The organism is Cohnella rhizosphaerae (genome assembly GCF_029525575.1).
GTDB classification, from domain to species: Bacteria; Bacillota; Bacilli; order Paenibacillales; family Paenibacillaceae; genus Cohnella; species Cohnella rhizosphaerae.
In genome coordinates, this window is record NZ_JAPDIA010000007.1 from 567,502 (window position 1) to 593,004 (window position 25,503).

Sequence of the window (25,503 nt, forward strand, 5' to 3'; positions counted from 1 at the left end):
ATTTCCGACAGGTCTAGCCGTGCGATGGGTCGTGCAGCTTGCGGTACTGCATCGGGGTCAGCCTGGCCGTCTTTTTGAACGTGCGCTCGAAGTGCGTGACGCTCTCGAAGCCGCACGCCGCCGCGATGTCGATGATCTTGCGGTTCGTCTCGCGAAGCAGCGCCTGCGCCTCCCGGATGCGGATCAGGTTCAGGTAGCCGACCAGCGTAAAGCCGGTCACCGCTTTGAAGGTGCGGCTGAGATGGGAGGGGCTCATGTAAAAGCGGGCGGCCAGCTCCGGCAAGGTCACATTGTCCGAGTAGCGGGCGTTGAGGTGCCTGACGACGTCCGCGATCTTGCTGTGAAGCGGATGCGCCGTCGCCTGCCCGGCTTCGCCGCCCGGCTCGGGCAGCCGGGAAGCGAGCAGCAGCAGCTCCGCGAGGAGCAGGCGCAGCCCGGTCTCGAAGCCCGGCTGGCGGCCCGCGATCTCGGCGCCCATCCGGTTCAGCAGCGCGAGCACGCCGGCCTGCTCGTACGGCGACAGACGGAATACGCGCGAGCCGTCGCGGAACACGCGGAACAGCTCCTCGTAGTGCGGCAGCCGCTCCATGCCGAGAAAAGCGTCGCTGAAGTTGATGACGACGCGCTCGTGCGCGTGCGAGTCCTTCATCGACGATTTGTGCACCTGCTGCTTGTCGATGAAAACGAGCGAGCCGGCGGCGACGTGGTGCGTCTCTTCTTTGATAAAGTAGAGCCGTTCGCCGGAGACGAGGTAATAAATCTCGTACGTGCGGTGATAGTGATTCGTCCGCTCGAAGGGGCGGGTGCGCCGGATGCGGTGGTAATAAAAGTCCGATTCTTCGTCGCCGTAGGTCAAAGCGTCCGTTTCGTCGTACATCCCCGTCTAGCCCCTTTCCGCGTCAAGCTGCGTTCGATCGTTCGTCAATGAACAAAATAAGTTGATTTTTTATAATATAAGCAAAAATCGCGGAGACTTCCAACCTTTTTTGCGATATTCTCATGATGGAAAGCGATTGCACTTTAATAAGTGGAGGTTGATTAACCTGTGAGAGCGTTCATGGACGACCGCTTCCTGCTGAATAACGACACGGCCGCGATGCTTTACGAGCAGTTCGCCGCGCCGATGCCGATCATCGACTACCATTGCCATCTCGATCCGAAGGCGATCTACGACAATAAACCGTTCGCGAACCTGACCGAGGTATGGCTGTACGGGGACCATTACAAGTGGCGGGCGATGCGCGCCAACGGCATGCCGGAGCCGTACGTCACCGGCGGCGAAGGCGTCTCCGACTACGACCGCTTCCTGGCCTACGCGAAGACGGTGCCGATGACGATCGGCAACCCGCTCTACCACTGGTCGCATCTGGAGCTGCGGCGGCTGTTCGGCATCGACGAGCTGATCAACGAGAAGAACGCGCCGGTCATCTGGGAAAAGGCGAACGCCAAAATCCAGGGCGGCGGGTTCACGCCGCAGGAGCTCGTGCGCGGCTCGAACGTCCGCGTCGTCTGCACGACCGACGATCCGGCTGACACGCTCGAATACCATCGCAAGCTGATCGAAGAGGACCGCCACGGCTTCCAGGTGCGCCCGTCGTTCCGCCCGGACAAGGCGCTGGAGATCAACCGGGCGACGTTCCTCCCGTGGCTGGCGCGCCTTCGCGAGGCTTGCGGCTACGAGCTGTCCGATTACGGCCTGCTCCTTGCGGCGCTGGGCGAGCGCGTGCAGTTTTTCCACGATACCGGCTGCCTGCTGTCCGACCATGCGATCGATACCGTCATGCATGCCGACGCGACGCAGGAGCAGGCGGCGGCGATCTATGCGAAGGCGCTGCGCGGCGAGACGGTGTCGGAGCTGGAGGAGGCGCAGTACAAGACGTTCACGCTGCTGTTCCTGGGCCGTCAGTACGCCGAACGCGGGTGGACGATGCAGCTGCACATCCATGCGCACCGCAACAACAATACGGCGATGTTCGAGCGCCTTGGCCCGGATACCGGCTTCGACTCGATCAACGCGGGCGCGCTGGCGGGTCCGCTCGTCAAGCTGCTCGACGGGATCGAGAAGCAGGGCGGTCTGCCGCGCACGATCCTCTATTCGCTGAACGCCGGCGACAACGACGTGCTGGCCTCGATCATCGGCAGCTTCCAGGGCGACGGCATTCCCGGCAAAATCCAGCTCGGCTCCGCCTGGTGGTTCAACGATACGATCGACGGCATGCTCGCGCAGATGAAGTCGCTCGCGAACATGGGGCTCCTGAGCCGCTTCGTCGGCATGCTGACCGACTCCCGAAGCTTCCTGTCGTATCCGCGGCACGAGTATTTCCGCCGCATTCTGTGCAATCTGCTCGGCGAATGGGTCGAGTCGGGCCTCGTGCCGGCCGATCGGGCGCTGCTCGGCGAGATCGTCGAGGGCGTCTGCTACCGCAACGCGGAAGCGTACTTCCGCTTCGGCGCCGATTCCGCGCGGATCGAGATCGCGCGGACGGCGGGCGGCGTATGAGCGGGGGCGCAGGCGCGGAGCGCGCTCGCGTGGCGGCGGACACGGCCGCGGGCAGCGGGAGGCTGCCGCGTCTGAAGCCGGGCGGCGATCGACGGAGAAGCGGCGGCGCGCTACGACCGGATGAAGGCCTACCCGGTCAAGGTGCTGCAAATCGGCGAAGGCAATTTCCTGCGGGGCTTCGCCGACTGGATGATCGACCGCTGCAACCGGCAGGGGCTGTTCGAAGGCGGCGTGGCCGTCTGCCAGCCCCGTCCTTCGGGCGCGGCGAAGCTGGCCGAGCTGCGGGAGCAGGACGGCCTGTATTATCAATGGATTCGCGGTCTGCGGGACGGCCGTCCGGTCGACGAGCTGGACCTGGTGACGGCGTTCGCGCTGACGGTCGACCCGTACGTGGAGTGGGATCGCTTCCTGGCGCTCGGGGAGGAGCCGGCGCTTGAAGTCGTCATTTCGAACACGACGGAGGCGGGCCTGGTCTACCAGGCGTCCGAATGGCAGCCGGATCGGCCGATCCTGTCGTATCCGGGCAAGCTGACGGCGCTGCTGCACCGACGTTTCGAGACGTTCGGAGGCGACCCCTCTAAGGGACTGCTGCTGCTGCCTTGCGAGCTGGTGGAAAACAACGGCGGCAAGCTGCGGGACATCGTGCTGCGGCACGCGGAGGACTGGGGACTGCCCGAGGCGTTCAAGGCGTGGATCCGCGAGCACAACCGCTTCCTCAACAATCTCGTCGACCGGATCGTGACCGGTTATCCGGGCGAGGAGGCCGAGCGCGTCTTCAGGGCGAAGGGCGCCGAAGACAGGCTGCTGAATGCGGCGGAGCCGTATCATCTGTGGGCGATCGAGGGTGAGGCCGCGCTGGACGCGCGGCTGCCGCTGGCGCGAGCGGGGCTGAACGTCCTGTGGACGGACGATCTGCGGCCGTACCAGCTGCGCAAGGTTCGAATCCTGAACGGCGCGCACACGCTGATGGCGAGCGTCGGTCTGCTGAACGGGCTGGAGACGGTCGGCGAGGCGGTGGGCCACCCCGTCTACGGCGAGCTGATCCGCGACGCGATCATGAACGAGATCGTGCCGTCGGTGCCGCTGCCGGAGGGCGAGATGCGCCGATATGCGGACGAGGTGCTGGAGCGCTTCGCGAACCCGCACGTCCGCCACAAGCTGGCCGACATCGCCTTGAACAGCCTGTCCAAGTTCAAAGTGCGGCTGCTGCCGACGCTTGAAGCTTATGCGGAGCGAACCGGCGAGCTGCCGCCGCGCATCGTGGAGGCGTTCGCCTCGCTGCTGCGGCTGTACCGCGCGCGGGAGACGGGGGACGGCGGGTTCGCGGGCAGCCGGCTGGACGGCAGTCCGGTCGCGCTGCGGGACGATGCGTCCGCGTTGACGGAGCTGGCCGCACTTTGGGCGCGGCTGGCGCTTGGAGAGCTGACGCTGGAAGAGCTCGTCGCGGATATCCTCGGACGCACCGACTGGTGGGGACGGAATCTGGGCGAAATCGAAGGGCTGCGCGCGGCATTGACCGGCGCGCTGACGAAAATGGAGGCGAGCGGATCATGAGCGAAAGGGATAAGGGGCAGCCGACGACGGCCGGAATGGATGCCGCGGCGGCAGCCGGATCGGTTGTCGACGGCGCCATGGCAGCCGGCACGGCGGTTGCGGCTGCCGCTGCGAGCGACACCGTCGTGCTGAATCCGCGCGACCAGGTGGCCATCGCGCTGCGCGACATCCGCGCCGGCGAGACCGTGGACTGGTCGGACGGCGCGGACGGCGAAGGCGCGGCAACAGCGCTGCGGGACGTGCCGCGCGGACACAAGCTGCTAATCCGGCCGGTCGCGGCCGGCCAGCACGTGAACAAGTTCGGCTATTCGATCGGCATCGCGAAGGAAGACATCGCGGTCGGCGACTGGGTGCATACGCATAACCTCAAGACCGGCCTCGGCGCGGTGCTCGACTACGCGTACAAGCCGCAATCCGCCGAATCGGGCGCGGAGGCGGCATCGACGGCGTCGTTTCCCGGCGGACAGTCGACCTTTAAGGGCTACGTACGCGATGACGGCGAGGTCGGCATCCGCAACGAGATCTGGATCGTGAACACCGTCGGCTGCATCAACAAGACGTGCGAGACGCTCGCGCGCCTGGCGACGCGGCAGTTCGAGGGGCGCGGCATCGACGGCGTGTTCCACTTTCCGCATCCGTACGGCTGCTCCCAGCTCGGCGACGACCTGACCGCGACGCAGAAGCTGCTGGCCGCGCTCGTGCGGCACGGCAACGCGGCCGGCGTGCTCGTCATCGGCCTCGGCTGCGAGAACAACCAGGTCGACGCGTTCAAGAAGGTCATCGGCGATTACAGCCCCGAGCGCGTGAAGTTCATGAAGTCCCAGGAGGTCGAAGACGAGCTCGAGGAAGGGCTGTCGCTCATCGGCGAGCTGGTCGATTACGCGGAGCGCTTCGTCCGGACGGACGTGCCGCTGTCGAAGCTGCGGATCGGGCTTAAATGCGGCGGCTCCGACGGCTTCTCCGGCATCACCGCGAACCCGCTCGTCGGCCGCGTCGCCGACGCCATCACGTCGGTCGGCGGCACGGCGCTGCTGACCGAGGTGCCGGAGATGTTCGGCGCGGAGACGATCCTCATGGAGCGCGCGGCCGACGAGGCCGTATTCGGGGGACATCGTGAAGCTGGTCAACGACTTCAAGGACTACTTCATCCGTCACGGCCAGGAGATCTACGAGAATCCGTCCCCGGGCAACAAGGACGGGGGCATCACGACGCTCGAGGAGAAGTCGCTCGGGTGCACGCAAAAGGGCGGCCACGCGACGGTCACCGACGTGCTGGCGTACGGCGAGCCTTCGCGCAAGCCGGGGCTGAACCTCGTGCAGGCGCCGGGCAACGATCTCGTCTCGGTCACCGCCCTGTCCGCCGCCGGCGCGCACGTCGTGCTGTTCACGACCGGGCGCGGCACGCCGTTCGGCGGGCCGGTGCCGACCGTGAAGATCGCCACCAACTCCCAGCTCGCGGATCGCAAGAAAAACTGGATCGACTTCAACGCGGGCCGTCTGATCGAAGGCATGAGCATGGATGCCCTGCGGGACGAATTGCTCGCGCAGATCGTCGACCTGGCTTCGGGAGAGAAGCAGACGAACAACGAGCGGAACGGCTTCCGCGAGATCGCCATTTTCAAGGACGGAGTCATTCTGTAGGACGGCCCTGTCCGCCTCCGTACAGTAAAGTTAAATATGGACAGTCCGCAAGGCAACAAAATGGATATTTTACAGTAGGCACGCCCCTCCCTAGACACCATACTGGCGATGAACGCAGTAAAACGCAGACGGCCGGCGCGACCGGCCTGCTGGCTTGGAAGGGGATAACAACATGCATGCGAATACGAATAACGATACGGCGCTTCGCGACGTCCGGCTCGCGGACTTGTCCGTTCGGGAGAAAATCGGCCAGACGGTCGTCCTGCTGTCCAGTCGGTCCCGGGAGATCGAAAAGCACGGCAGTCTGGAAGCCTTTTTGGACCGCTACCCGGTCGGCGGCTTCTTCGTCGGCGCGGAGATCATCAAGGACGTCATGACGAGCGACGGCTTCGAGCAGGTGAAGGAAGCGACCGAGCAGTACCGGTCTGCGACGCGAATCCCGCTCATTTTCGCATCGGATTTGGAGAATGGCTGCGGCAGCATGATTCCCGGCCTCACGAAGCTGCCGTTCCCGATGGCGCTGGGCGCAACGCGCAGCGAGCAGCTCGCGTACGACTACGGTAAGGCGACGGCGCTCGAGGCGGGCCTCGCGGGCGTGAACTGGACCTTTTCGCCGGTCGCGGACCTGAACGTCAACCGCTTTAACCCGATCACGGCGATCCGGGCGATCTCCGACAAGCCTTCTTGGGCGATTCCGCTGCTGAAGGCGGTCGTGCGGGGCATGCAGGATCACGGGCTGGCGGCTGCGGCCAAGCATTTTCCCGGCGACGGCGTCGACTATCGCGATCAACATATGACGACGACGGTCAACGCGCTGTCCCGGGAGGAATGGCTCGCGCAGCACGGGGCGGTGTTCCAGGCGCTCGTCGACGAAGGGCTCGCGTCCATCATGACGGGACATATCTCGCTGCCCGCCTTCCAGTCGCGTACGGCGCTCGGCGGCCGCTACCTGCCCGCGACGTTGTCGGCGGAGCTGAGCGACGGCTTGCTGAAGCGGCAGATGGGCTTCAAGGGCGTCATCGTGAGCGACGCGCTGATCATGGGCGGCTATCTGAAATGGTACGAGCGCAACGAGGCCTATCTGCACACGCTGAACGCCGGGACGGACATGCTGCTCTGGCCGGAGCTGACGTACTTCGAGGCGGCCGAAAGGGCGCTCGAGACGGGCGGGCTGACGATGGAGCGGCTGGACGATGCGGTCGAGCGCGTGCTGCGAATGAAGCGTCGCTTCGGCGTGCTGGCGGCCGGAGACGAAGCGCCTGCGTCCGCGGCTAGCGGCGGGCACGTCTATGAGGTGAAGGCCCCTGCGGGACAGGCGGATATCGCCGCCTTCGCGGCGCGCACGGCGCAAAGCGTGGCCGAAGGCGGCCTGACGCTCGTCCGCGACGAGGAAGGCCTGCTGCCGCTGGCGCCGGGCGCGGTTCGCAAGGCGCTCATCGTCGGCATCAGCCCGTCGACGGCGGACTACGACGACCTGGTCACGCTCAAGGAAGCGTTCGAACGTCGCGGTATCGAGACGACGCTCATTCGCAACGTCTGGTACGAGGATCTGATCGAACGGGAGCCCGGGGTCGACCTGATCGTCTATGCGCCGATTCTGCGCCATCACCATCCGATGGGCCCGCTCGCCTTCAGCGCAGACGAAGCCTCCGCCTGCTGGAGCGCGCTGACGGCGGGCAGAGATAAGACGGTCGTGGCTTCATTCGGCTCGCCGTACCTCATCGCCGACTATTTCGATATGGCTCCGGTCGCCGTCAATGCCTACAGCAACGTGCCGGCGTCCCACGAAGCGTTCGTGCGCGCGCTGTTCGGCGAGATTCCGTTCGCCGGCGTCGCGCCGGTCGGCAACCTTTAAGTTTACCTAGCAAGACGGGATGAAGCGGGTTCGTTTTCCTGCTTCGTCCCGTTTTTGCATGCCGCTCGATAGCCCAGCGCCCAGTTCTCCCAAGAGTTCCCGCATAGAAACACATTCTGCCTGCGTTGCGCCCAGCGCTCCCGGGAGCTCCCGCATAGAAACACATTCGGTCCGACTCGCATTCGACCTCCTTGCGCGAATGACGCCGATCCTCGCGCATGCCGCCATCGCCGGCGGATTTTCTCTGAATTTTGAACGTTTCCCCCGGATTCGCAGCGGGGCGAAGATGCCGCGGGATGTAGTAAAATGGAGGCTGACGGCCGATACGGGACATGCTCTTATTATCGCGAGCGAGCCCCCCCTTATGAGTCGGTCCCGCGAAGGAGCGTATCCCGATGCGCAAACGGTTCGGATTCGATTTTTACCGCAACATGCGGATACGCAACAAGCTGTCCCTGCTGATCGCGCTCATCGTGGCGCTTTCCTTCTCCGCGACGCTGCTCGTGCAGCAGTATGCGTTTTCGATCTACGACAGCCAGATTTATACCAAATCGTCGCAGGTGCTTAATCTGTCCTCCTCCGCCATCGAAGCGGAGCTGAAGCGTATCCGGCAAATTTCCTACAACGTGACGGCGGACGGGCAGGTCCAGTCGCTGCTGAAAAAGATCGCGAACTCCGAGGCCGGCGATTACGACCGGCTGCTGCTGCGCCGCGATCTCGTCGACCGGCTGCTCAATTATACCGGCACGGAGCCGTACCTGCTCTCGATTCAGCTGTACGACGCGCTCGGTCACGAGAATGCCGCAGGCAACGTCAAAGCGCTGAGCGACGCCAAAGTCGAGGATCTGTTAAGCCGGTCCGACCGGGCCGAGGGGGGAGCAGGTGCTGATGTATCCGGACGAGCGCGACAGCGCGCTCGTCACGGCGAGGAAGGTGCGTTCGTACGAGGGCACCGACTTCAGTCTCAAACGGCTCGGCATGCTCGTCATCCGCATTAATATCGAGCGGATCGTGCGGGAGAATGCGCCTGCCGAGGGCGAGCTGCTCATTCGTTCCGGCTCAGATGTCGTATTTCCCGTTCATCCCGCGTTTGCCGACGTCGGCCTGGACGAAAAGGACAGCCGCGGCGGAAGCGGATATTTCGTAGGAAGCTACGGCGGCGAGCGGTATTTCGTGTCCCATATCGAATCGGGCAATTCCGGCTGGATGTACTTCAATCTGACGCCGTTCAATCGCATATTCGAGCGCATCATCTTCATCAAGGAGCTCGTCGTGTTCGTGTTCGTCGGTCTTCTCGTCGTCGTGATCGCGTGGGGCTATCGATTCTCGCGCAGCATGACCAGACCGATCGACGATCTGATCGCCCGCATGCGGCTCGCCGAACGGGGCAACTTCGAGGAAGCGAGCCTGCTGTCGATGGATACGGCCAGCGTGCCGCGCGACGAGGTCGGGCTGCTGCATCGTTCGTTCCGCATCATGATCGAGCGCATCAACGCGCTGATCACCGAAAATTTCAAGAGCCGGCTGCTGGTGAAGGAGACCGAATTCAAGGCGCTTCAGGCGCAGATCAATCCGCATTTTCTCTACAATACGCTCGAATCGATCAATTGGATGGCGAAAATCAACCGTCAGCCGCAGATCTCGCAGATGGTCGAGGCGCTCGGCTTCCTGCTGCGCAACTCGATCTCGCTCGGCGATCCGCTCATCCCGCTGCGCGAGGAGCTGGGGCTGGTGGAAAGTTATGTCACGATCCAAAAGTACCGGTTCGAGGAACGCCTGGAATTCGAGACTGACATTCCGGAGGCGCTCCTGGGCCGCACGATTCCGAAGCTGACGCTGCAGCCGCTTCTCGAGAACGCCGTCAACTACGCGGTGGAGCCTTCGATGTCGCCTTGCAGGATCGTCATCCGCGCCAGGGAATCGTCCGCGGAAGGACTGCTCCTGCTCACCGTCGAGGATTCGGGGCCGGGGATGGATCCCCGCATGCTGGAGCGGCTCCGCAGCGGGGGAAGCCCGCGGCCAGGGCAGAGGCATCGGCCTGCTCAACATTGACGAGCGCATCAAGATCGCGTTCGGAGAAGCCTACGGCGTCCGCGTGGAGAGCGAGCCGGGGCGAGGCACTCGCGTGACGCTGGCCCTGCCCGCCGAAGACGCGCGGACTTGAAGCCGAACCGAACGAAGGAGGAAGGGCCATGTACAAGGTTTTGCTGGTAGACGACGAACGGCTCATACTGGACGGCATCTCCCGCATCGTCGACTGGGCGTCGGCGGGGACAGCGCTCGCGGGCACGGCGCGCAACGGCGCGGAGGCGCTCGAGCGCATCGCGGAGCTCGCGCCGGATATCGTCATCACGGACGTCAAGATGCCGGTCATGGACGGCCTGCAGCTGGTGGAGAAGGCGAGCGAAGCCTATCCGCGCATCCGGTTCGTCGTGCTGTCCGGCTTCGGCGAATTCGAATACGCGAGCCGCGCGATGCAGTTTGGCGTCAAGCATTACCTGCTCAAGCCGACCAACGAGCACAAGATCGTCGGCGCGCTCGCCGAGCTGATCGCGGAGCTTGGACAAGAGGAACGGCGCGAGGCCTTTTTGCAGCAGATGAAGACGGAGATGGACGCCGTCATGCCGCATGTCAAGGAGCAGTTCCTGAAGGAATTCGTGACCAACAAGACGTTCGGCATTCGGGATTGGGAGCGGTACAGGCAGCTGTTCAAGCTCGACTACGATTACCGGGTGCGGCTGATCCTGTTCCAGCTGCAGGCGCCGTTCGAGTTCGAGCATCTGTTCGCGATCCGCAACATCGCGGACGACGTGCTCGCGCAGCCGCTGCTCAGCACGACGATCGGCGATCACGTGCTGCTGGTCATCCGGGAGGACGAAGACGGCGAAAGCGAGGGGCTCCAGCGCAAGCTGGAGCGCATTCGCGACATTTTCCAAGACTACTACAAGCTGAAGGCGACGGTCGCGCTGAGCGAGCCGGATCATATCACCAACGCGCGCGGCCTTTACAAGGAGACGCTGTCCTGCCTGCAGTATGGCTTCTACGTCGAGGAAGGCAGCCTGATCACCCGGAGGGATACGCTGCTGCCGAGCCGGGACGACTCGTTCGCGTTCGACGAAGAGCGGCTGTGCATGGCCGTGCGATCGGGCCATCTCGAGGAAGCGGAGGCCGCGCTGGACGAATTTATCGGCGGCTTGAAGGAAGCCCATCTCGATATCGGCGTCGCCAAGTCGTACGTGCTCCAGCAGTTCGTCGCGCTGATCCGGCTGTGCGAGCCGGGTCGGATGGGCGACTACTATAGGCGGATCCCCGCGCTGGTCGAGCTGACGACGCTCCATGCGATTCAGAGCTTCCTGGAAGAGGCGGCCAAGGAGATCGCGAGGTGGAATTACGAGCAGAACGTGAACAAGCACGGCGCCATCGTGCGCAAGGTGATCGCGATCGTCGAGGCGCAGCTCGGCAATCCGGAGCTGTCGCTGAACCGGGTGGCGCAAGAGATGCTGTACATGAACGCAGACTATCTGGGCAAGCTTTTCAAAAAGGAAACGGGAGAGAAGTTTTCCGCCTTCGTCACCCAGTCGCGGATCAAGCAGGCGATGGCCGACATCGCGGCCGAGCCCGACGTGAAAATCTTCGAGCTCGCCGAGCGGCTGGGCTTCGGGGACAATCCGCAGTATTTTAGCCAGATTTTCAAAAAATACGCGGGCTGCACGCCTTCGGAATATATCAGGAGCCTTGGGTGAGGAGGCATGCTTGGGCTAGTCGTCCGCTGCGGTGGTCACATGCACATGGATTGTGTATGGTTGAGCGCACGATTCGCGACGAAGGCTGCCAGCGGGGGTAATCATGCACAAGAAATGTGCATGATTACGCCTCGCGGTGATGCGGAGGTAGCCGGCATCGCGATCATGCACAAAAATTGTGCATGATTGAGCCGCGCGGTGGCGCGGAGGTAGCCGGCATCGCGATCATGCACAAAAATTGTGCATGATTGAGTCCCACGGTGACGCGGAAGTGGCCGGCAATAAGATCATGCACAAAAATTGTGCATGATTGAGCCGCGCGGTGACGCGGAGGTAGCCGGCATCGCGATCATGCACAAAAATTGTGCATGATTGAGCCCCACGGTGACGCGGAAGTGGCCGGCAATAAGATCATGCACAAGAAATGTGCATGATGGAGCCTCGCGGTGGCGTGGAGATGGCCGGCATCGCGATCATGCACAAAAATTGTGCATGGCAGTGCCCGCGAGCCGCGTCGTTAAAGCGCTTTCCGAAACTCTGTTTTTTATACAAACACCTCTGTTTTTTTGAGTTAAAATCCTCCCGCATAAACGCAATAATAGTAAATGTAAGCACTATCAATGACGGACTTCATCGATCCTGGGGGAGGAACGAAATATGAAAAAATTAACGACGACGCTGGTGGCCGCGAGCTTGATGATCGGCCTTGCCGCCTGCGGCTCCGGGAACAACGAAGGCAACGCGGGCAACGCCAACGCCGCCGCATCCGGCAGCACCGGAAGCAGCGCGAGCGCGACGGCCAAGAGCGGCGACAAGCCGGTCACGGTGCGCGTAGCCTGGTGGGGCGGACAATCGCGCCACGACTACACGCTCAAGGTGATCGACATGTACGAAAAGCTGCATCCGAACGTGACGATCGAGCCGGAGTACGCGGCGTTCGACGATTATTGGAAGAAGCTCGCCCCGCAAGCGGCAAGCCAATCAACTGCCCGACGTCATCCAGATGGATATCTCCTACCTCAATCAGTACGCGGGTCGCAACCAACTGGCCGATCTGACGTCTTACACCGAGAGCGGCAAGCTCGACGTGAGCGCCGTGGCCGAGACGACGCTCGCAGGAGGCAAGATCGACGGCAAGCTGTACGCGATGAACGCGGGTTCCAACGCGCTCACGATGATGGTCGATCCGGCGATGCTGAAGTCGCTCGGCATCGAGGAGCCGGCGGCGGACAAGGGCTGGACTTGGGATGAGTTCGCCGCGCTGGGCGACAAGGCCAAAGCGCAGGGCAAGCTGCTGTTCAGCGACCTGCGCCACGACGTCTTCTTCCCGTTTTATTTGCGCGGCCAAGGCAAGCTGATGTACGCTGCGGACGGCACGAAGCTCGGCTATGACGACGACCAGCTCTTTATCGACTACTACAAAAAATATCAGGAATGGTACGACAAAGGCTACACGCTGTCGCTCGACAAGCTGTCGCAGAGCAAGGGCACGCCCGAGGAGGATCTCGTGGCGCTTGGCACGGCGTTGTCGTCAAACCAATGGTCCAACCAGTTCATCGGCCTTTCCGCCGCGGCGAAGCGGGATCTCGACCTGCTGCCGATTCCGGGCTGGGATACGAACAAGGCGCTTTTCCTGAAGCCCAGCATGTACTTCACGGTAGCCAACTCCTCCAAGGTGAAGGACGCGGCCATCGACTTCATCAACTACTTTATCAACGACGTCGAAGCGAACAAGGTCATCCTCGGCGAACGCGGCGTGCCGGTGTCGTCCAAGGTGCAGGAAGCGATCCGTCCGAATCTGACGCCGGAGCAGACCAAAGTATTCGACTACGTCGCCTGGGCGGAGAAGAACAGCAGCGAGATGAATCCGCCGAACCCCGTCGGCGCCGTGGAGGTCGACGCGCTTCTCAAGGCCGAGGTCGAGAAGATTTTGTACAAGCAAGTGACGGTCGAAAAAGGCGCCGCGGAGTTCCGCGAGAAGGCCAACGCCATCCTGGCGAAAAACAAGTAACGTAATAACGCCCGGTCATCGGGCGGTAAGCAGTCGGCCCGCGCGCGAGAAGTATGCGCCGGGCCGATTTTTATGCAACGCGTTCATGCGTGGCGGTCGAATCGTCCGAAGTATGCACGTAGATCAACAGTTCGCGGATGAACCGACCGCCGACAGCCGAAGTATGCACGCAGATCGACAGTTTGCGGACAATCCAGCTTCCGGCGCCCTCGTTCCCCTCCGAACGCCTGTTTTTTGAACAAAGACAACGGTTTTTTGCCTTCTGGTTTTGGCCCCGAAATTTATAATAAGAGGATAAGGTATACGCTTACATTCGCGTGCGCGACCAAGATTGGAGTGATCGAGATGACGAAGTTCCGTGAAAACAACCATTTGGTCGGATACTTGTTCACCGCGCCTTTTATTATCGGCTTCCTGATCTTCACGATGTTCCCGATGCTGGCATCGCTGTATTATTCGTTCACCGACTACAACCTGTTCGAAGCGCCGAACTGGGTGGGATTCGACAACTATAAGACGATGTTCACCGGCGACGACCAATATTGGAAGTCCGTGCAGGTCACCTTCACGTACGTGGTCGCGAGCGTGCCGCTGCGGCTGGCGTTCGCGCTGGCGGTGGCGATGCTGCTGAACAAGGCGATCGGCGGCATCGGCCTGTACCGCTCCGCCTATTACCTGCCCTCGCTCATCGGCGGCAGCGTCGCCGTATCGATCATGTGGACGCAGGTGTTCGGCGACAAAGGGCTGCTCAACTCCTTCCTGAACCTGTTCGGCGCCCATGCGACGACGTCCTGGATCGGCTCTCCGGGCACCGCCATCTGGACGCTGGTCGCCCTCTCGGTCTGGCAGTTCGGCTCCTCGATGCTCATCTTCCTGGCCGGCCTCAAGAGCATCCCCGCTTCGCTGCACGAGGCCGCGAACGTGGACGGCGCAGGCGCCGTGCGCCGCTTCTTCAAGATTACGCTGCCGATGCTGAGCCCGATCATCCTGTTCAACCTGATCATGCAAACGATCTCGGCGTTCATGACCTTCACCCCGGCTTACGTCATCTCCCGCGGCGAAGGCGGCCCGCTCGACAGTACCCTGCTCTACTCGCTGTACCTGTACAAACGCGCTTTTCAATTTACCCAAATGGGTTACGCTTCGGCCATGGCCTGGGTCATGCTGCTGACGGTCGGCATCATCGCGCTGATTCTGTTCCAGACGTCCAAGTACTGGGTCCACTACGAGTCGAAGGGAGAGAGCTGAGATGGCGATGCCGGCAAAAGCAATGCTGACGACTAATCCCTCGCAAACGAGACTTAAGGCAAATCCGGCCAAACGCTGGAAGCCGATCGTATTCCACCTGATCGTCGGTCTCCTCGCGCTCGTTATGATCTACCCGATTTTGTGGATGATCTCCAGTTCCCTGAAGCCGAACGGTGAGATTTTCTCGCAGGCGTACAATCTGATCCCGAGCCGGATCGCCTGGGAGAACTATCGCAGCGGCTGGGCCGGATTTGCGGGCAATACGTTCACCACCTTTTTTTAAAAACTCGCTCTTCATCGTCGTGATCTCGACGATCGGCGCGGTCGCTTCGTCGGCCGTCGTCGCTTACGGCTTCGCGCGCATCCCGTTCGCCGGCAAGGGCTTCTGGTTCGCCTGCATGATGATGACGATGATGCTGCCGCACGACGTGACGATGATTCCGCAGTACGTCATGTTCTCCAAGATCGGCTGGCTGTCCTCGTTCAAACCGGTCATCGTGCCGCAGTTTTTCGCCGTACCGTTCTTCGTATTCCTCATCATGCAGTTCATCCGCACGATCCCGCACGATCTCGACGAGGCCGCCAAGATGGACGGCTGCAGCAAGTACGGCATCTTTTTCCGCATCGTCCTGCCGCTGATCGTGCCGTCGATCGTCACCGCCGCGATTTTCTCCTTCTACTGGAGATGGGACGACTTCATCAACCCGCTGCTGTACCTGAACAATCCGAAGCTGTACCCGGTCTCGCTGGCGCTCAAAATGTTCCTGGACGGCGATTCGGTCAACAACTGGGGCGGCATGTTCGCGATGGCCACGCTGTCGCTCGTCCCGATTTTTCTCATCTTCTTCGTCTTCCAGCGCTATATCGTGGAAGGCATCAGCACCAGCGGTCTCAAATAATGATTAACGCACAGGGGGGGCAACGGACATGCCGGCATTGCAATTCGACGAGTCGGAAGTGCGCGCGGCCATCGATAGAGTGGTCGACCGCACGTTTCGCATGGACTTCAACTGGGACTGGCCGGCGGGCGTCGCTTTCTACGGCGTATGCGAAGCTTACGAGGCGACAGGAAACAAGGCGTATCTGGAAAAGTTAAAGGCGTGGGTCGACGAACAGTTGGAGGACGGCATTCCCAAGCTGACGGTCAACGCGGTTTCGGTGGGGCACTCGCTGCTGACGCTGCACAAAGCGACCGGCGAGCAGTTGTACTTGGACAAGGCGACGGAGATGGCGGAGTTCCTGACGCACGAAGCGGTGCGGTTCGGTGACGGCATCTTCCAGCATACGGTCAACTCGCATACGTACGACTTCCCGGAGCAGGCCTGGGTGGACACGATGTTCATGGCGGGCTACTTCCTGCTTCGCGTCGGTCATTTGCTCGGCCGGCAGGACTACGTCATGGACGGCATCCGCCAATATCACGGCCACGAGAACTGCCTGCAGGATCCGAAGACGAACCTGTATTACCACGGCTGGGACAACGTTGGCGGCTCGCACATGTCCGGCGTATTCTGGGCGCGGGGAAATGCGTGGGCAGCGCTGACGATGGCGCGCGCGCTCGAGCTCGTCGACGTGCACCATGCGTCGTTCATGATCATCGAGGGCTCGCTGCGGGACCAGCTGAGCGCGCTCGTGCGGCTGCAGGACGAGGAGACAGGACTGTGGCACACCGTGCTGGACGATCCGACGTCGTACTTCGAGACGTCGGGCTCGGCAGGCATCGCCGCGGCGCTGCTGTCGCGCGGGCGTCTGTACAACAAGTACGTAAACCGTTCCGTGCGCGGCATTCTGGACCGGATCACCGAGGACGGCATGGTCTCGGGCGTATCGGCCGGCACGGCCGTCATGCGCGATGTCCAGGGCTACAAGGACACGTCGGAGAAGCGCATTCAGGGCTGGGGCCAGGGGCTCGCGCTGGTGTTTCTGTCGTCGCTGCTGGCGCGGCAGGAGTGGTAGGCGGGCGTTGACATGTCAGAGCGGAGACAGTCTGCTGACGAGGGGATTAACCGCCGCGGTGGTCAGGACTGCATGAAAAGCTGCACATCTGCAGGTAAATTCCGGGTGCGGCGATAAATTGCTCGAGATAAATGCAAATATGCAGGCATTTAAACAGGATTGTCTTAAAAATCCGGCTCACCGCCGGAAAGCCTGTATATATGCAGGTATTGGCGCAGCCACGGATGCTGGCCGATAAAAAGATGCATATCTGCAGGAATATCGCTCGAGTCGCGTCAAGGTAAGAGGCCTTTGCGGCACGCAACTTCCGGAAAATCCGGCATGCGGGCTGCAAAGGCCTTTGGTTGTGCCATGGCAGGCGCCCTCAGGCCGCCGCTCCGCGCACGGCCGCGCGCTGCTTCGCGATGCGAAGCGCCATGAGCGCCGCGACCAGGCAGACGAAGCCTGCCGCGAAAAACGGCACCTGGTAGCTGCCGAGCCACTCGCGGACGGTGCCGGCCGCATAGGCGGCCACCGAGGCGCCGAGCTGGTGGGTGACGACGACCCAGCCGAAGATCATGCCGGCCCGCTCTTTGCCGAAAGCGTCCTGCGACAGCTTGACGGTCGGCGGCACGGTCGCGATCCAGTCGAGCCCGTAAAACACCGTGAACAGCGTGAGCTGCGGCTGGCCCGCGCCGAGGGCGTAGGGCAGGAAGAGCAATGAAAGGCCGCGCAGCCCGTAATACCAGAACAGCAGCTTGCGGCTGTCGAAGCGGTCGGACAGCCAGCCGGACAGCGTCGTGCCGACGAGGTCGAACATGCCCATCAGGGCGAGCATGCCCGCGGCCGTCACCTCGGGGATGCCGAAGTCGCCGCAAGCGGGGATGAGATGCGCGCCGATCAGACCGTTCGTCGAGAATCCGCAGAAGAAAAACGTACCGCTCAGCAGCCAGAACGTCTTCGTGCGCGCGCCCTCCCGCAAGGCCGCGAGCGGCGCGAGGAACAGATTGCCGCGGAACGGCGCCGGCTTCGCGACTCGCGTCTCCCCGTAAGGCGCCGACCCTACGTCGTAGGGGTGGTTGCGCATCCAGATCGCGACGGCGACGAGCGCGACGAGCGTCGCGCCGACGGCCGCGTAGACGGCGTAGCGCCAGCCGGCCTCCTCCGTGATGCGGGCGAGCACCGGCAGAAACAGCAGCTGGCCGGTCGCCGCGCTGGCCGTCAGGATGCCGACGACGAGCCCGCGGCGATGCGCGAACCATTGGCCCGCGACCGTAACGCCCAGCACGTTGGCCATCATGCCGGTGGCGAGCCCCGACACGACGCCCCACAGCAGCTCGAACTGCCACAGCGCCGTCATGTACGGCGTGGACAGCAGGCCGGCGGCGAGCACGGCGAGCGAGACCGCGGTCATGCGGCGAATGCCGAATCGCAGCAGCAGCGCCGCCGAGAACGGCCCCGTCAGGCCGTACAGCAAGATGCCAACGGAGATGACGCTCGAGATGCCGCTGCGGCTCCAGCCGTATTCCCGTTCGAAGGGCAGCATAAAAATGCTGGGCATCGAGCGCACGCCGGCGGACACGAGCAGCGTAACGAAGGTGACGGCCAGCACGGTCCAGCCGTAATGGAATCTCCGGCGTCGTCCGGAAGCTGTGCTTGCAGCGGCGTCTTTCAAATGATCTTCGCCCGTCTGACCGCTCGTCATGCCATATTCCCCATCTTTCCTGTCAGGCGTCGATTGCATCGGCGGCCGCTCCTTTCTCCAGCCGGGTGCCGGCCGCCAGAATGCCGTCGGACAGCGCATCGGCGGCCGCGTCGCCCAGAATCGCTTTGTACCGGGCCTTCAATCGCCCCGAAGCGAGCCGGATCTCGCCTTCCAGCGACTGCCCCTTGGGCGTCGGATAGAGCATCACCGTCTTGCCCTGCACGCTGCGTCGGACGAGCTGCTTGACTTCGAGCTTGTCGACGAACCGCGTCAGCGTGGACGGCGCGATGCTCAGCTTTTCCGCCAGCTCCTTCTGCGTGATGCCGGGCCGGCCGTTGACGATGCGGATCGCGTAGCCGTACATCGGCGTTAGGCCGGTCGGCGCGAACTCCTCCTCTGCGATCCGCGTGATCGCCCGGCCGAGCCGGTTCGCGGTGAAAAACAGACAGCTCTGCAAAAAGCCTTCGTCAGGCATGATATCCGTCATCGGTTAGCCCACCATTCATTTGTATGTACAACAAAAATAAACCACATCGGTCCGTTTGTCAACGGTCGGATCGTCGAACGTCGGATGCGGCGACGTCCGCTTGAACGGGGAAACGAATATCGGGCTATGCTATAATGAGTTGTTCGACCGAATCAGGGGTTATCCTGGAGCGAAGAGGAAGACACCTGCCGGTCGGCGGGGCCGTCCCAGAAGGCTTCGTTGACGAGACGCCAGGTGCCGGCGAACGCGATCGCGCCGCAGATGCCGATGAGCAGCAGTTTTTTGACGGTTCGGTACATAGAGGGGTTCTCCTTTGAACGGCTTCGTTCTCCATTATGGGCGAAGGGTACCGATCATTTCTGTAACCGCGCATACAAAACCGGCCGCTTTTTTTTGCCGATCAGATCAAGCTACGCATTTTAAAAAAACGATTAATGGGGGAAGACCGATGGTATCCGATGAAGTCATCTTGACCGCGGAAGGGTTAGCGCAGCTGGAGCAGGAGCTGGAGGAGCTCAAGACGGTAAAGCGCAGGGAGCTGGCCGCCCGGATCAAGACGGCGATCAGCTACGGCGACTTGAAGGAGAATAGCGAGTACCACTCCGCGAAGGAAGAGCAAGCGTTCATGGAGACGCGGATCCTGACGATCGATCGCATGCTGAAGAAGGCGCGCGTCGTCAAAAGCGCGGGAGCGGATTCGGTATCCGTCGGCTCGACGGTCGTGCTCAAGGACAAGGAATTCGACGAGATTATCGAATACCGGATCGTAGGTCCCGCCGAAGCCGACGTCATGGCCGCGAAGATTTCTTACGAGAGCCCGCTTGGCAAGGCGCTCATGGGCAAGTCCGTCGGCGCTGCCGTCAGCGTCGAGGCGCCCGTAGGCATGATCCAGTACGAGCTGCTGGAGATCAAAGTCTAAGGTGGTATGCGAGCCGGATTTCTGGATAAATAATAACAGTACCGGAAATCCGATTGGCGAGGAGTGACGGCGATGAGCTGGTCATTGGAGCAAGCGTACGCCTACGTGAACAAAATCAAGGAGCGAGCGGCGGAGGACGAGGCTTTCCGGCTGCTCGCGCTGAACGATCCGGAGATGGCCTGCAGGCTGCTCACCGGCGAGCCGCTGCCCGACGGCATTCGGATGTCCGCGCGGGAGCATGGCCCGGAAGGCCTGGATATCGAGGTGCGCGGCCTTCAGGAGACATGGCCGACCGGGGAGCTGGGCCCCGACGAAGCGGCGTTGGATTAATGCTGCGGGCGGGAAGCCCGAACGGCTTCGCCTTTCTACGGAGAGGCGAAGCTTTTATTTCATAATAAAAAAGTAAAAAATCGGCAGGTAACGCTGTACAGCGTCTCTTCGGCCCGAAATACGTCACAGTCCCGACAGGTAACGCTGCACAGCACCTTACGCCCCGCTCTCGCATCGTCGCGCGAGGGGAGAAACGCGAGGGGAGAAAGGGGAAAGCTGGATAACGCAGGCTTTCCAGCCGATTGGACGAGCCGAGGCGGAAATGCCTGCCAATCCTTTGCAGGGATTCATAGGTTATCCCTTGCGCATGCATATTGCGAACAGGAGCGGCGGCGTTCAATCGCCCTCGCTGGCTTCACTTGCTAACCTTACGAAGACGTTAAGCGGAAAGGTAAGCGTGAGATGCCAATGAAAACTGCGGGAGTAACCGAAGGCAAGTCGAGCGAAGATACCGGACTCAGATGACGCTATTTCGTAAAAAACGGTGCAATTGTGATCATTACGGACTGGAGAGCCGTTATTCACCCAGATCAAGACTAAAATAGTCTCTAATCCCGCAATAGGGGCTCCTGGGTCCGCGAGCGGGCTGCAAAGCGCGATCGGAACAAAAATAAAGGCTCCTGAGTCCGTCCGCTGCGCGCAATGCGCAAACAAAGGCCGCAGGCGGCTTTTTTCATCAAGCGCAGGGACAAGATCAAAGAAAGGGCGGATCAAGCGATGACTGACGTATATCTTCGCAGGCTGAAGGCCGGAGATGCCGCGGCGCTGCTCGATTTGCGGCGGCGCAATCGCGCGTTTTTCGAGCCGTTCGAGCCGATCCGCGCGGAGCGGGATTTCACGCCGGCCGGCATGCGCGACCTGCTCGATCAGGACGAGCTGCATTGGGAGCGGGGAAGCGGCTACGGCTTCGGCATCTTCCGCCGCGACGCGGACAAGCTGGTCGGCCGCGTGAATCTGAGCAACGTCGTGCGCGGCGCATGGGAGAGCTGCACGGTCGGCTACTATATGGACGAGGCGGAAGGCGGCCGCGGCCTCATGACGGAGGCGCTCGGTCAGGCGGTGGACTTCGCGTTCGGCGAGGCGGGCCTGCATCGGGTCCAGGCGGCGGTCATGCCGCGCAATCTGGCATCGATCCGCGTCATCGAGAAAAACGGTTTTAAATACGAGGGGCTGGCCGAGTACTATTTGAAGATCTACGGCGTTTGGGAGCATCACCGCATTTACAGCTTGACCCGGGAGCATTTGGTTCGCTCGACGTAATCCCGCCGGGAATGAGGGCATGATGCCGAGGGTCGAATCGACAGGCCAACATCCGCAAGCGATCGTCAAGTACCGGTTCGCTAGAATCGGTTTTCTATTGACAGTCTCATAGCGCGGTGCTAATCTGAATTTGCCCTTGATGATACATATTGTATCTGAATAGGAAGACCTACATTCTGCTTGAAGGGAGTTGTCTCTATGAAAAAGGATTGGTCGAATCCGGTGCTCGAGGTTCTGGAGGTCAGAATGACGATGAAGTTCTTCCCGCCGGTTCATCCTCCGGGCGGTCCCGGCGGGCCTGGCGGCGGCGAAGACTGCCCGCCCGACTTGGACAGCTAGGCGGCCGGCGAACGGGGCGGCACCGCGTCCGCGCAGGGCATACGCCCGGCCGTCGCGGCGCCGCCTCGCTCGAATCGGTGCATAGCGGATTCTAACAGGGAAGCGGAAGCGGTTGGGTCCGCGTTCAAGGCATGCTGACGGAAGGGGGGAGCCGCGATGTACGCGCTTGTCGGGAGCAAACGCCAGGACCGGTCGTTTCGACGCACCTGGGCGTATTTTTGCAGCAAATACGGCTGGGGCAACGACCCTTGCGCCATCGAGGGGATACGTTACGTATTGTTGCGCGGCGGGCGCATGCCTTTTGTCCGCCGGCGAACGATCGGGACGATCGAATTCATTCCCTATCGCCCGGGCAATCCGCGCAGCACGGTCGAAGGACCGTACAAGCATCCTTTTTCGAAGGAGCCTGAGATTCGGCAATCTCCCTACCGGATCTGGGAGATCGACAAGCTGTGCATCGCCGAAGCTTACCAGCGTCAGGGGCGGTTCGGCACGTTTCTCGAGATTTTCTACGATCACGCGGAGCGATTCGCTCCCCGCTATTATATCGCGCTTATCGAGCGCAGGCTGTACCGCATGCTGCGGATCGTCTTCGGACTGGGCGTCGAGCAGCGCGGACCGGTCATGCAGGGGCCGACGTCCGCGCTTATTCCCGTCCTGTTCGACATCGAACGGATCATGCAGGACAAGGCCAGAGTGGCGCGCCTGCTGGACGAAGCGAAGCGCAGGCAAGGAGCGCCGGAAGGCCGCAGGTTTCCCGCGGGCCGTCATCCGGTCAATAAGCGAGTTTGATCTGTCGCCGTCGCCCGTCAGACGCTTGGGCCGGCCTTAAGCTCTTCTTCCGGGCCTCAGCAGCGACATCGCTTCGTCGTAGCGCGCATAGCTGACGCCGCTCCCGAAGCCGCTGTCGAACGCCCAGTTCGCCAGGCTCTCGGCCTGCGTCGCCTGCAGGTCGGTGAAGCCGAACCGCGTCTTCATGTCGGCCAGATATTTGCGTTTGACTTCCTCGAAAAACCGTTCGTTTTCCTGCCGCTGATTCTTCGCATCTCCCATGACGCCGCTCAGCCTCCCTTTTAATCGTCATTATTGACGGATGCCGCCTGGAATAGACGCCGCCGCGGGCGGTTGTATTTGCGGTCCGGCATTGTATACTGTTAACGCGGTGCATTTAGAGGGGGGACGACGGATGAACATAACGGCATATTCGGTCGAACTGGTACAGGATCCGTTCGGCATACTGAGCGGGCGAAGGTACGAGTTCAAGCTGGAGGTCGAGGTGGACGAGGAGGACGAGCTCTATTCGGAGCACGGCGTCTACGCGCGCGTCGTCTACAAGGACGACGGCGAGGCGTCCGGCATCTTGACGTGCGACTGGACGGAAAAGACGACGAACCGCTACCTGCCGCTGGACGCGGAGCCCGAGGAGCTCGCCGAGCTGGCCGCTTTTTTGCGCGTCGCACCTGCCGGAAGACGAATAGACCCCGATATAAAGCAAGCAGGCAAGGCCAAGCGTCCCTGGTTTGTTCGAAGGGGCGTTCGGCCTTGCCTGCTTTTGCATGGCGTAAAACCGGCGAGCGAGATTCAGAACTTCGGAATAATATAGCGGGCCAGGAAATACAGAACGCCGAAGAAGATGAGGACGTACGCGGCATACTTGATAAAAGTCGAGGCGACGAGGCTCGAATCGTATTTTCTTTCTACGTTATGCTGTTCGTATTCGACGTTGCGCTGTTCGATGGACATGGTCGAACCCTCCTAGTCTTGGATTAAAAACTCGGGAGCACGTATTGGGTGAGGAAATAAAGCAAACCAAGCAGAATCGCGAAGTAAGCAGAGTACTCGATGAACGAGACGGCGACGGGTTCGCCGTCGCGCGGACGCTCGTAGTCCTCCTCCAGCAGCTCCGATTGACCCAGATATCGCTCGGGCATCGACATCGCTGCACCTCCTTCCGGCTCATGCATCGCGTTGATATCCTCCATTACCCCCGGTCCGTTCAGGCCAATCAAGTCGGCGCTCTTCCGGACGGTATCATATTTGTCGCTTTAAGTGATGCGCCGAAAGGATTAAACTGGAAGGGACGTCCATCAAAACAAATGGGCAACAGGAGGAAAGCCCGATGAGACATGCGGAACTCCTAGGCAAAAAGGTCAAGCACGACATCGTCCACAACGGGCTGGTGCTCGTGCCGGCAGGAGTTGCACTTGAGAAGTCGCACATTGAATTGCTGGAGAATTACCGGGTGGACCCCGAAGAGGTTCGCGTGGCGGAGCAGGGAGGCAGGCCGCAGGACGCGGAGTCCGTAGCGTTGATGACGCAAGCCGTACAGTTCGCGAAGGAGATGTTCGAGCGGGTGCGGGAGGCGGGCCATGTCGATCCGCAGGAGATCGAGCACACGCTGACGCCGATGGTGCTGCAGATGTCGGAGAACAAGGACATGTTCAGCCTGTTCCATACCGTCAAAGCGAAGGATGAATATACGCATCAGCACAACATCGGCGTCAGCGTGCTGTCCACGCTGATCGGCCGCTGGCTGGGATGGAGAGACGACCAGGTCGCCCTGCTGTCGCTCGCCGCCTCGCTGCACGACGTAGGGAAGGTCCGCATTCCGGACGAAATTCTGCTGAAGCCCGGCAGGCTGACGGCGGACGAGTACGCGGAGATGAAGCTGCATACCGTTTACGGATACGAGATTTTGAAAGCGAATCCGAAAATCGATCCGCGCGTGGCGCTGGTCGCGCTGCAGCACCACGAACGCAACGACGGCCGCGGCTATCCGTACGGCATTTGCAACAGCGAGATGGACGCCATGAGCCGGGTCGTGGCCGTAGCCGATATCTTTCACGCGATGTCGTCCAGGCGTCCCTACCACGAGCCGATGCCCTTCTACAGAGTCGTCAGCGAGATGCGCAACGGCTCGTTCGGGGGAGCTGGATCCGCATATCGTCGGCGTGTTCCTCGAGCAGATCGTCCGGCACTTGCTGGGCCGCCAGGTCAAGCTGAGCGACGGACGCTGGGGAGAGGTGGTCTATCTCGATCCGCAGGAGGATATGCACCCGCTCGTGAAGGTCGGCGACAGCTTCATCGATCTCAAGCGGGAGCGGAATCTGAATATCGAGGAGATCATCATTTAAGCTTGTAAGCTTGATTTAAGCGGTTGGCCGGTTCCCCGGATTTACCAGGGAATCGGACCCGCGTCTCCGAAAAAGCCGCCGCTCGGAGCGTCGTCCGGCAGCAGCGCCAGGCGAACGGGCTCCCGCGCGCCTTCGGCGGCGAACCTGGGGGGAGGCATAACCCGTCATGGCGGTGGCACAGTAGCCGGGGTCCGCCGCATTGACCTTGATGCCGTCTCCGGCGAGGTCTTTGGCCCACATGACGGTCAGCGCGTTGACCGCCGTCTTCGACGAATTGTAGCCGAGCATGAGGAACGAGCCCAGCTCGAACGAAGGGTCGCCATGCAGCCGGAGCGAGGCGAGCGAGCTCGACAGGTTGACGATCCGTCCGCCGGCCGACCGGCGGAGCAAGGGAAGCATCGCCTGCGTGACGCGCACGACGCCGAACACGTTGGTCTCGTACACTTGCCGGACAAGCTCGGCGCCGGATTCGCCCGGTCGCGACTCGGGCAGGAGCACGCCGGCGTTGTTGACGAGGATGTCCAGCCTTCCATAGCTCCGCGCGATGTCCTCGGCGGCGGCGGACACTTGCGCCGCATCGGTGACGTCCATCCGGACGCATGCGGCATTCCCGCCTTCCGCGTTCAGCAGGCGAACCGCTTCGTTACCGCGCTCCGCGTTGCGCGCGCCCACGAGGACGCGGACGCCCGCCTGAGCGAGCTGCCGGCAGATCTCGAATCCGATGCCTTGATTGCCGCCCGTGACCAGCGCGATTTTTTTAGCGTTATCGTTCATGGAAGCGCTCTCCTTTGCGACTGATATCCTCCCCCATTCTAATTGTCATCGCAATTCCTCCGGAAGTG

24 protein-coding genes and 2 pseudogenes are annotated in these 25,503 nt (G+C 61.8%); 18 read left to right on the top strand and 8 right to left on the bottom strand.

Features of this window, described 5'->3' with window-relative positions:
* Positions 1-13 precede the first annotated feature (13 nt).
* A complete protein-coding gene (locus tag OMP40_RS20475; RefSeq protein ID WP_277534122.1) occupies positions 14-877 on the bottom strand; it encodes an AraC family transcriptional regulator in 864 nt (287 codons plus the stop codon).
* 168 nt (positions 878-1,045) lie between these two features.
* Between OMP40_RS20475 and uxaC the strand changes: the two genes are divergently transcribed.
* The 11 genes and pseudogenes from uxaC (at position 1,046) to OMP40_RS20530 (ending at position 16,508) form a co-directional block, all read left to right on the top strand.
* On the top strand, positions 1,046-2,500 hold the full coding sequence (gene uxaC / locus OMP40_RS20480; protein ID WP_277534124.1) for a glucuronate isomerase: 1,455 nt from the start codon (positions 1,046-1,048) through the stop codon (positions 2,498-2,500).
* 120 nt (positions 2,501-2,620) lie between these two features.
* Positions 2,621-4,054: a tagaturonate reductase gene (locus OMP40_RS20485; protein ID WP_277534126.1), complete on the top strand. Its 1,434-nt coding sequence runs from the start codon at positions 2,621-2,623 to the stop codon at positions 4,052-4,054.
* 77 nt (positions 4,055-4,131) lie between these two features.
* Positions 4,132-5,695: pseudogene (locus tag OMP40_RS20490) on the top strand (UxaA family hydrolase).
* A gap of 172 nt (positions 5,696-5,867) precedes the next feature.
* Positions 5,868-7,550, top strand: a complete 1,683-nt coding sequence (locus tag OMP40_RS20495; RefSeq protein ID WP_277534127.1) for a glycoside hydrolase family 3 protein — start codon at positions 5,868-5,870, stop codon at positions 7,548-7,550.
* Positions 7,551-7,945: 395 nt separating this feature from the next.
* The gene (locus OMP40_RS20500) at positions 7,946-8,548 is read left to right on the top strand and encodes a hypothetical protein (protein ID WP_277534129.1); all 603 of its coding nucleotides are present in this window, start codon (positions 7,946-7,948) and stop codon (positions 8,546-8,548) included.
* Positions 8,439-9,602, top strand: coding sequence for a sensor histidine kinase (locus OMP40_RS20505; RefSeq protein ID WP_277534918.1), 1,164 nt, complete (start codon positions 8,439-8,441; stop codon positions 9,600-9,602). Before OMP40_RS20500 ends, OMP40_RS20505 begins: the two co-directional genes overlap by 110 nt.
* 140 nt (positions 9,603-9,742) lie before the next feature.
* On the top strand, positions 9,743-11,293 hold the full coding sequence (locus OMP40_RS20510; RefSeq protein ID WP_277534130.1) for a response regulator: 1,551 nt from the start codon (positions 9,743-9,745) through the stop codon (positions 11,291-11,293).
* 1,003 nt (positions 11,294-12,296) lie between these two features.
* On the top strand, positions 12,297-13,304 hold the full coding sequence (locus OMP40_RS20515) for an ABC transporter substrate-binding protein (protein WP_338131192.1): 1,008 nt from the start codon (positions 12,297-12,299) through the stop codon (positions 13,302-13,304).
* 345 nt (positions 13,305-13,649) lie between these two features.
* The gene (locus tag OMP40_RS20520; RefSeq protein ID WP_277534132.1) at positions 13,650-14,552 is read left to right on the top strand and encodes a carbohydrate ABC transporter permease; all 903 of its coding nucleotides are present in this window, start codon (positions 13,650-13,652) and stop codon (positions 14,550-14,552) included.
* 124 nt (positions 14,553-14,676) lie between these two features.
* A pseudogene (locus tag OMP40_RS20525) lies at positions 14,677-15,451 on the top strand (carbohydrate ABC transporter permease).
* A 28-nt stretch (positions 15,452-15,479) separates the two neighbouring features.
* Positions 15,480-16,508: a glycoside hydrolase family 88/105 protein gene (locus OMP40_RS20530; protein ID WP_277534134.1), complete on the top strand. Its 1,029-nt coding sequence runs from the start codon at positions 15,480-15,482 to the stop codon at positions 16,506-16,508.
* A gap of 364 nt (positions 16,509-16,872) precedes the next feature.
* Here OMP40_RS20530 and OMP40_RS20535 read toward each other — a convergent pair whose 3' ends face one another.
* The 3 genes from OMP40_RS20535 to OMP40_RS20545 all read right to left on the bottom strand — a co-directional run bounded on the left by OMP40_RS20535 (position 16,873) and on the right by OMP40_RS20545 (position 18,978).
* Entirely contained in the window at positions 16,873-18,231 is a 1,359-nt protein-coding gene (locus tag OMP40_RS20535) for an MFS transporter (protein WP_277534135.1), read from the bottom strand.
* Positions 18,215-18,679, bottom strand: a complete 465-nt coding sequence (locus tag OMP40_RS20540; RefSeq protein WP_277534137.1) for a MarR family winged helix-turn-helix transcriptional regulator — start codon at positions 18,677-18,679, stop codon at positions 18,215-18,217. The genes OMP40_RS20535 and OMP40_RS20540 overlap by 17 nt, the downstream gene beginning before the upstream one ends.
* Positions 18,680-18,831: 152 nt before the next feature.
* A complete protein-coding gene (locus OMP40_RS20545) occupies positions 18,832-18,978 on the bottom strand; it encodes a hypothetical protein (RefSeq protein WP_277534139.1) in 147 nt (48 codons plus the stop codon).
* Positions 18,979-19,127: 149 nt separating this feature from the next.
* Between OMP40_RS20545 and greA the strand changes: the two genes are divergently transcribed.
* The 5 genes from greA to OMP40_RS20570 all read left to right on the top strand — a co-directional run bounded on the left by greA (position 19,128) and on the right by OMP40_RS20570 (position 22,319).
* Positions 19,128-19,598 (top strand): transcription elongation factor GreA, encoded by a 471-nt coding sequence (greA, locus tag OMP40_RS20550; RefSeq protein ID WP_277534141.1) that lies wholly within the window; start codon positions 19,128-19,130, stop codon positions 19,596-19,598.
* 72 nt (positions 19,599-19,670) lie between these two features.
* On the top strand, positions 19,671-19,928 hold the full coding sequence (locus OMP40_RS20555; protein WP_277534143.1) for a hypothetical protein: 258 nt from the start codon (positions 19,671-19,673) through the stop codon (positions 19,926-19,928).
* 717 nt (positions 19,929-20,645) lie between these two features.
* The gene (locus OMP40_RS20560; protein WP_277534145.1) at positions 20,646-21,188 is read left to right on the top strand and encodes a GNAT family N-acetyltransferase; all 543 of its coding nucleotides are present in this window, start codon (positions 20,646-20,648) and stop codon (positions 21,186-21,188) included.
* Positions 21,189-21,386: 198 nt separating this feature from the next.
* Positions 21,387-21,527, top strand: coding sequence for a paeninodin family lasso peptide (locus OMP40_RS20565; protein WP_277534148.1), 141 nt, complete (start codon positions 21,387-21,389; stop codon positions 21,525-21,527).
* Positions 21,528-21,683: 156 nt separating this feature from the next.
* Positions 21,684-22,319: a hypothetical protein gene (locus OMP40_RS20570; RefSeq protein ID WP_277534152.1), complete on the top strand. Its 636-nt coding sequence runs from the start codon at positions 21,684-21,686 to the stop codon at positions 22,317-22,319.
* 36 nt (positions 22,320-22,355) lie between these two features.
* On the opposite strand, the gene OMP40_RS20575 is transcribed toward OMP40_RS20570, so the two are convergent.
* Positions 22,356-22,580, bottom strand: coding sequence for a hypothetical protein (locus OMP40_RS20575; RefSeq protein WP_277534155.1), 225 nt, complete (start codon positions 22,578-22,580; stop codon positions 22,356-22,358).
* 133 nt (positions 22,581-22,713) lie between these two features.
* On the opposite strand from OMP40_RS20575, the gene OMP40_RS20580 reads away from it, so the two are divergent.
* Positions 22,714-23,130, top strand: a complete 417-nt coding sequence (locus tag OMP40_RS20580) for a DUF6509 family protein (RefSeq protein ID WP_277534156.1) — start codon at positions 22,714-22,716, stop codon at positions 23,128-23,130.
* On the opposite strand, the gene OMP40_RS20585 is transcribed toward OMP40_RS20580, so the two are convergent.
* On the bottom strand, positions 23,109-23,270 hold the full coding sequence (locus OMP40_RS20585) for a hypothetical protein (RefSeq protein WP_277534158.1): 162 nt from the start codon (positions 23,268-23,270) through the stop codon (positions 23,109-23,111). The genes OMP40_RS20580 and OMP40_RS20585 overlap by 22 nt on opposite strands.
* Positions 23,271-23,293: 23 nt before the next feature.
* Positions 23,294-23,464, bottom strand: coding sequence for a hypothetical protein (locus OMP40_RS20590; RefSeq protein WP_277534160.1), 171 nt, complete (start codon positions 23,462-23,464; stop codon positions 23,294-23,296).
* Between the two features lie 182 nt (positions 23,465-23,646).
* Here OMP40_RS20590 and OMP40_RS20595 point away from each other — a divergent pair, with 182 nt between their 5' ends.
* Positions 23,647-24,669: an HD-GYP domain-containing protein gene (locus OMP40_RS20595; RefSeq protein ID WP_277534162.1), complete on the top strand. Its 1,023-nt coding sequence runs from the start codon at positions 23,647-23,649 to the stop codon at positions 24,667-24,669.
* 7 nt (positions 24,670-24,676) lie between these two features.
* Here the strand turns inward: OMP40_RS20595 and OMP40_RS20600 are convergent, their stop codons facing one another.
* Entirely contained in the window at positions 24,677-25,435 is a 759-nt protein-coding gene (locus OMP40_RS20600; RefSeq protein ID WP_277534164.1) for an SDR family NAD(P)-dependent oxidoreductase, read from the bottom strand.
* Between the last annotated feature and the right edge of the window lie 68 nt (positions 25,436-25,503).

Coding starts and splice junctions, on each gene's coding strand:
- OMP40_RS20475 (WP_277534122.1), bottom strand. CDS start 877: ATGTACGACGAAACGGACGCTTTGACCTACGGCGACGAAGAATCGGAC.
- OMP40_RS20485 (WP_277534126.1), top strand. CDS start 2,621: ATGAAGGCCTACCCGGTCAAGGTGCTGCAAATCGGCGAAGGCAATTTC.
- OMP40_RS20495 (WP_277534127.1), top strand. CDS start 5,868: ATGCATGCGAATACGAATAACGATACGGCGCTTCGCGACGTCCGGCTC.
- OMP40_RS20500 (WP_277534129.1), top strand. CDS start 7,946: ATGCGCAAACGGTTCGGATTCGATTTTTACCGCAACATGCGGATACGC.
- OMP40_RS20505 (WP_277534918.1), top strand. CDS start 8,439: ATGTATCCGGACGAGCGCGACAGCGCGCTCGTCACGGCGAGGAAGGTG.
- OMP40_RS20510 (WP_277534130.1), top strand. CDS start 9,743: ATGTACAAGGTTTTGCTGGTAGACGACGAACGGCTCATACTGGACGGC.
- OMP40_RS20515 (WP_338131192.1), top strand. CDS start 12,297: ATGGATATCTCCTACCTCAATCAGTACGCGGGTCGCAACCAACTGGCC.
- OMP40_RS20520 (WP_277534132.1), top strand. CDS start 13,650: ATGACGAAGTTCCGTGAAAACAACCATTTGGTCGGATACTTGTTCACC.
- OMP40_RS20530 (WP_277534134.1), top strand. CDS start 15,480: ATGCCGGCATTGCAATTCGACGAGTCGGAAGTGCGCGCGGCCATCGAT.
- OMP40_RS20535 (WP_277534135.1), bottom strand. CDS start 18,231: ATGCAATCGACGCCTGACAGGAAAGATGGGGAATATGGCATGACGAGC.
- OMP40_RS20540 (WP_277534137.1), bottom strand. CDS start 18,679: ATGACGGATATCATGCCTGACGAAGGCTTTTTGCAGAGCTGTCTGTTT.
- OMP40_RS20545 (WP_277534139.1), bottom strand. CDS start 18,978: ATGTACCGAACCGTCAAAAAACTGCTGCTCATCGGCATCTGCGGCGCG.
- greA (WP_277534141.1), top strand. CDS start 19,128: ATGGTATCCGATGAAGTCATCTTGACCGCGGAAGGGTTAGCGCAGCTG.
- OMP40_RS20555 (WP_277534143.1), top strand. CDS start 19,671: ATGAGCTGGTCATTGGAGCAAGCGTACGCCTACGTGAACAAAATCAAG.
- OMP40_RS20560 (WP_277534145.1), top strand. CDS start 20,646: ATGACTGACGTATATCTTCGCAGGCTGAAGGCCGGAGATGCCGCGGCG.
- OMP40_RS20565 (WP_277534148.1), top strand. CDS start 21,387: ATGAAAAAGGATTGGTCGAATCCGGTGCTCGAGGTTCTGGAGGTCAGA.
- OMP40_RS20570 (WP_277534152.1), top strand. CDS start 21,684: ATGTACGCGCTTGTCGGGAGCAAACGCCAGGACCGGTCGTTTCGACGC.
- OMP40_RS20575 (WP_277534155.1), bottom strand. CDS start 22,580: ATGGGAGATGCGAAGAATCAGCGGCAGGAAAACGAACGGTTTTTCGAG.
- OMP40_RS20580 (WP_277534156.1), top strand. CDS start 22,714: ATGAACATAACGGCATATTCGGTCGAACTGGTACAGGATCCGTTCGGC.
- OMP40_RS20585 (WP_277534158.1), bottom strand. CDS start 23,270: ATGTCCATCGAACAGCGCAACGTCGAATACGAACAGCATAACGTAGAA.
- OMP40_RS20590 (WP_277534160.1), bottom strand. CDS start 23,464: ATGTCGATGCCCGAGCGATATCTGGGTCAATCGGAGCTGCTGGAGGAG.
- OMP40_RS20595 (WP_277534162.1), top strand. CDS start 23,647: ATGAGACATGCGGAACTCCTAGGCAAAAAGGTCAAGCACGACATCGTC.
- OMP40_RS20600 (WP_277534164.1), bottom strand. CDS start 25,435: ATGAACGATAACGCTAAAAAAATCGCGCTGGTCACGGGCGGCAATCAA.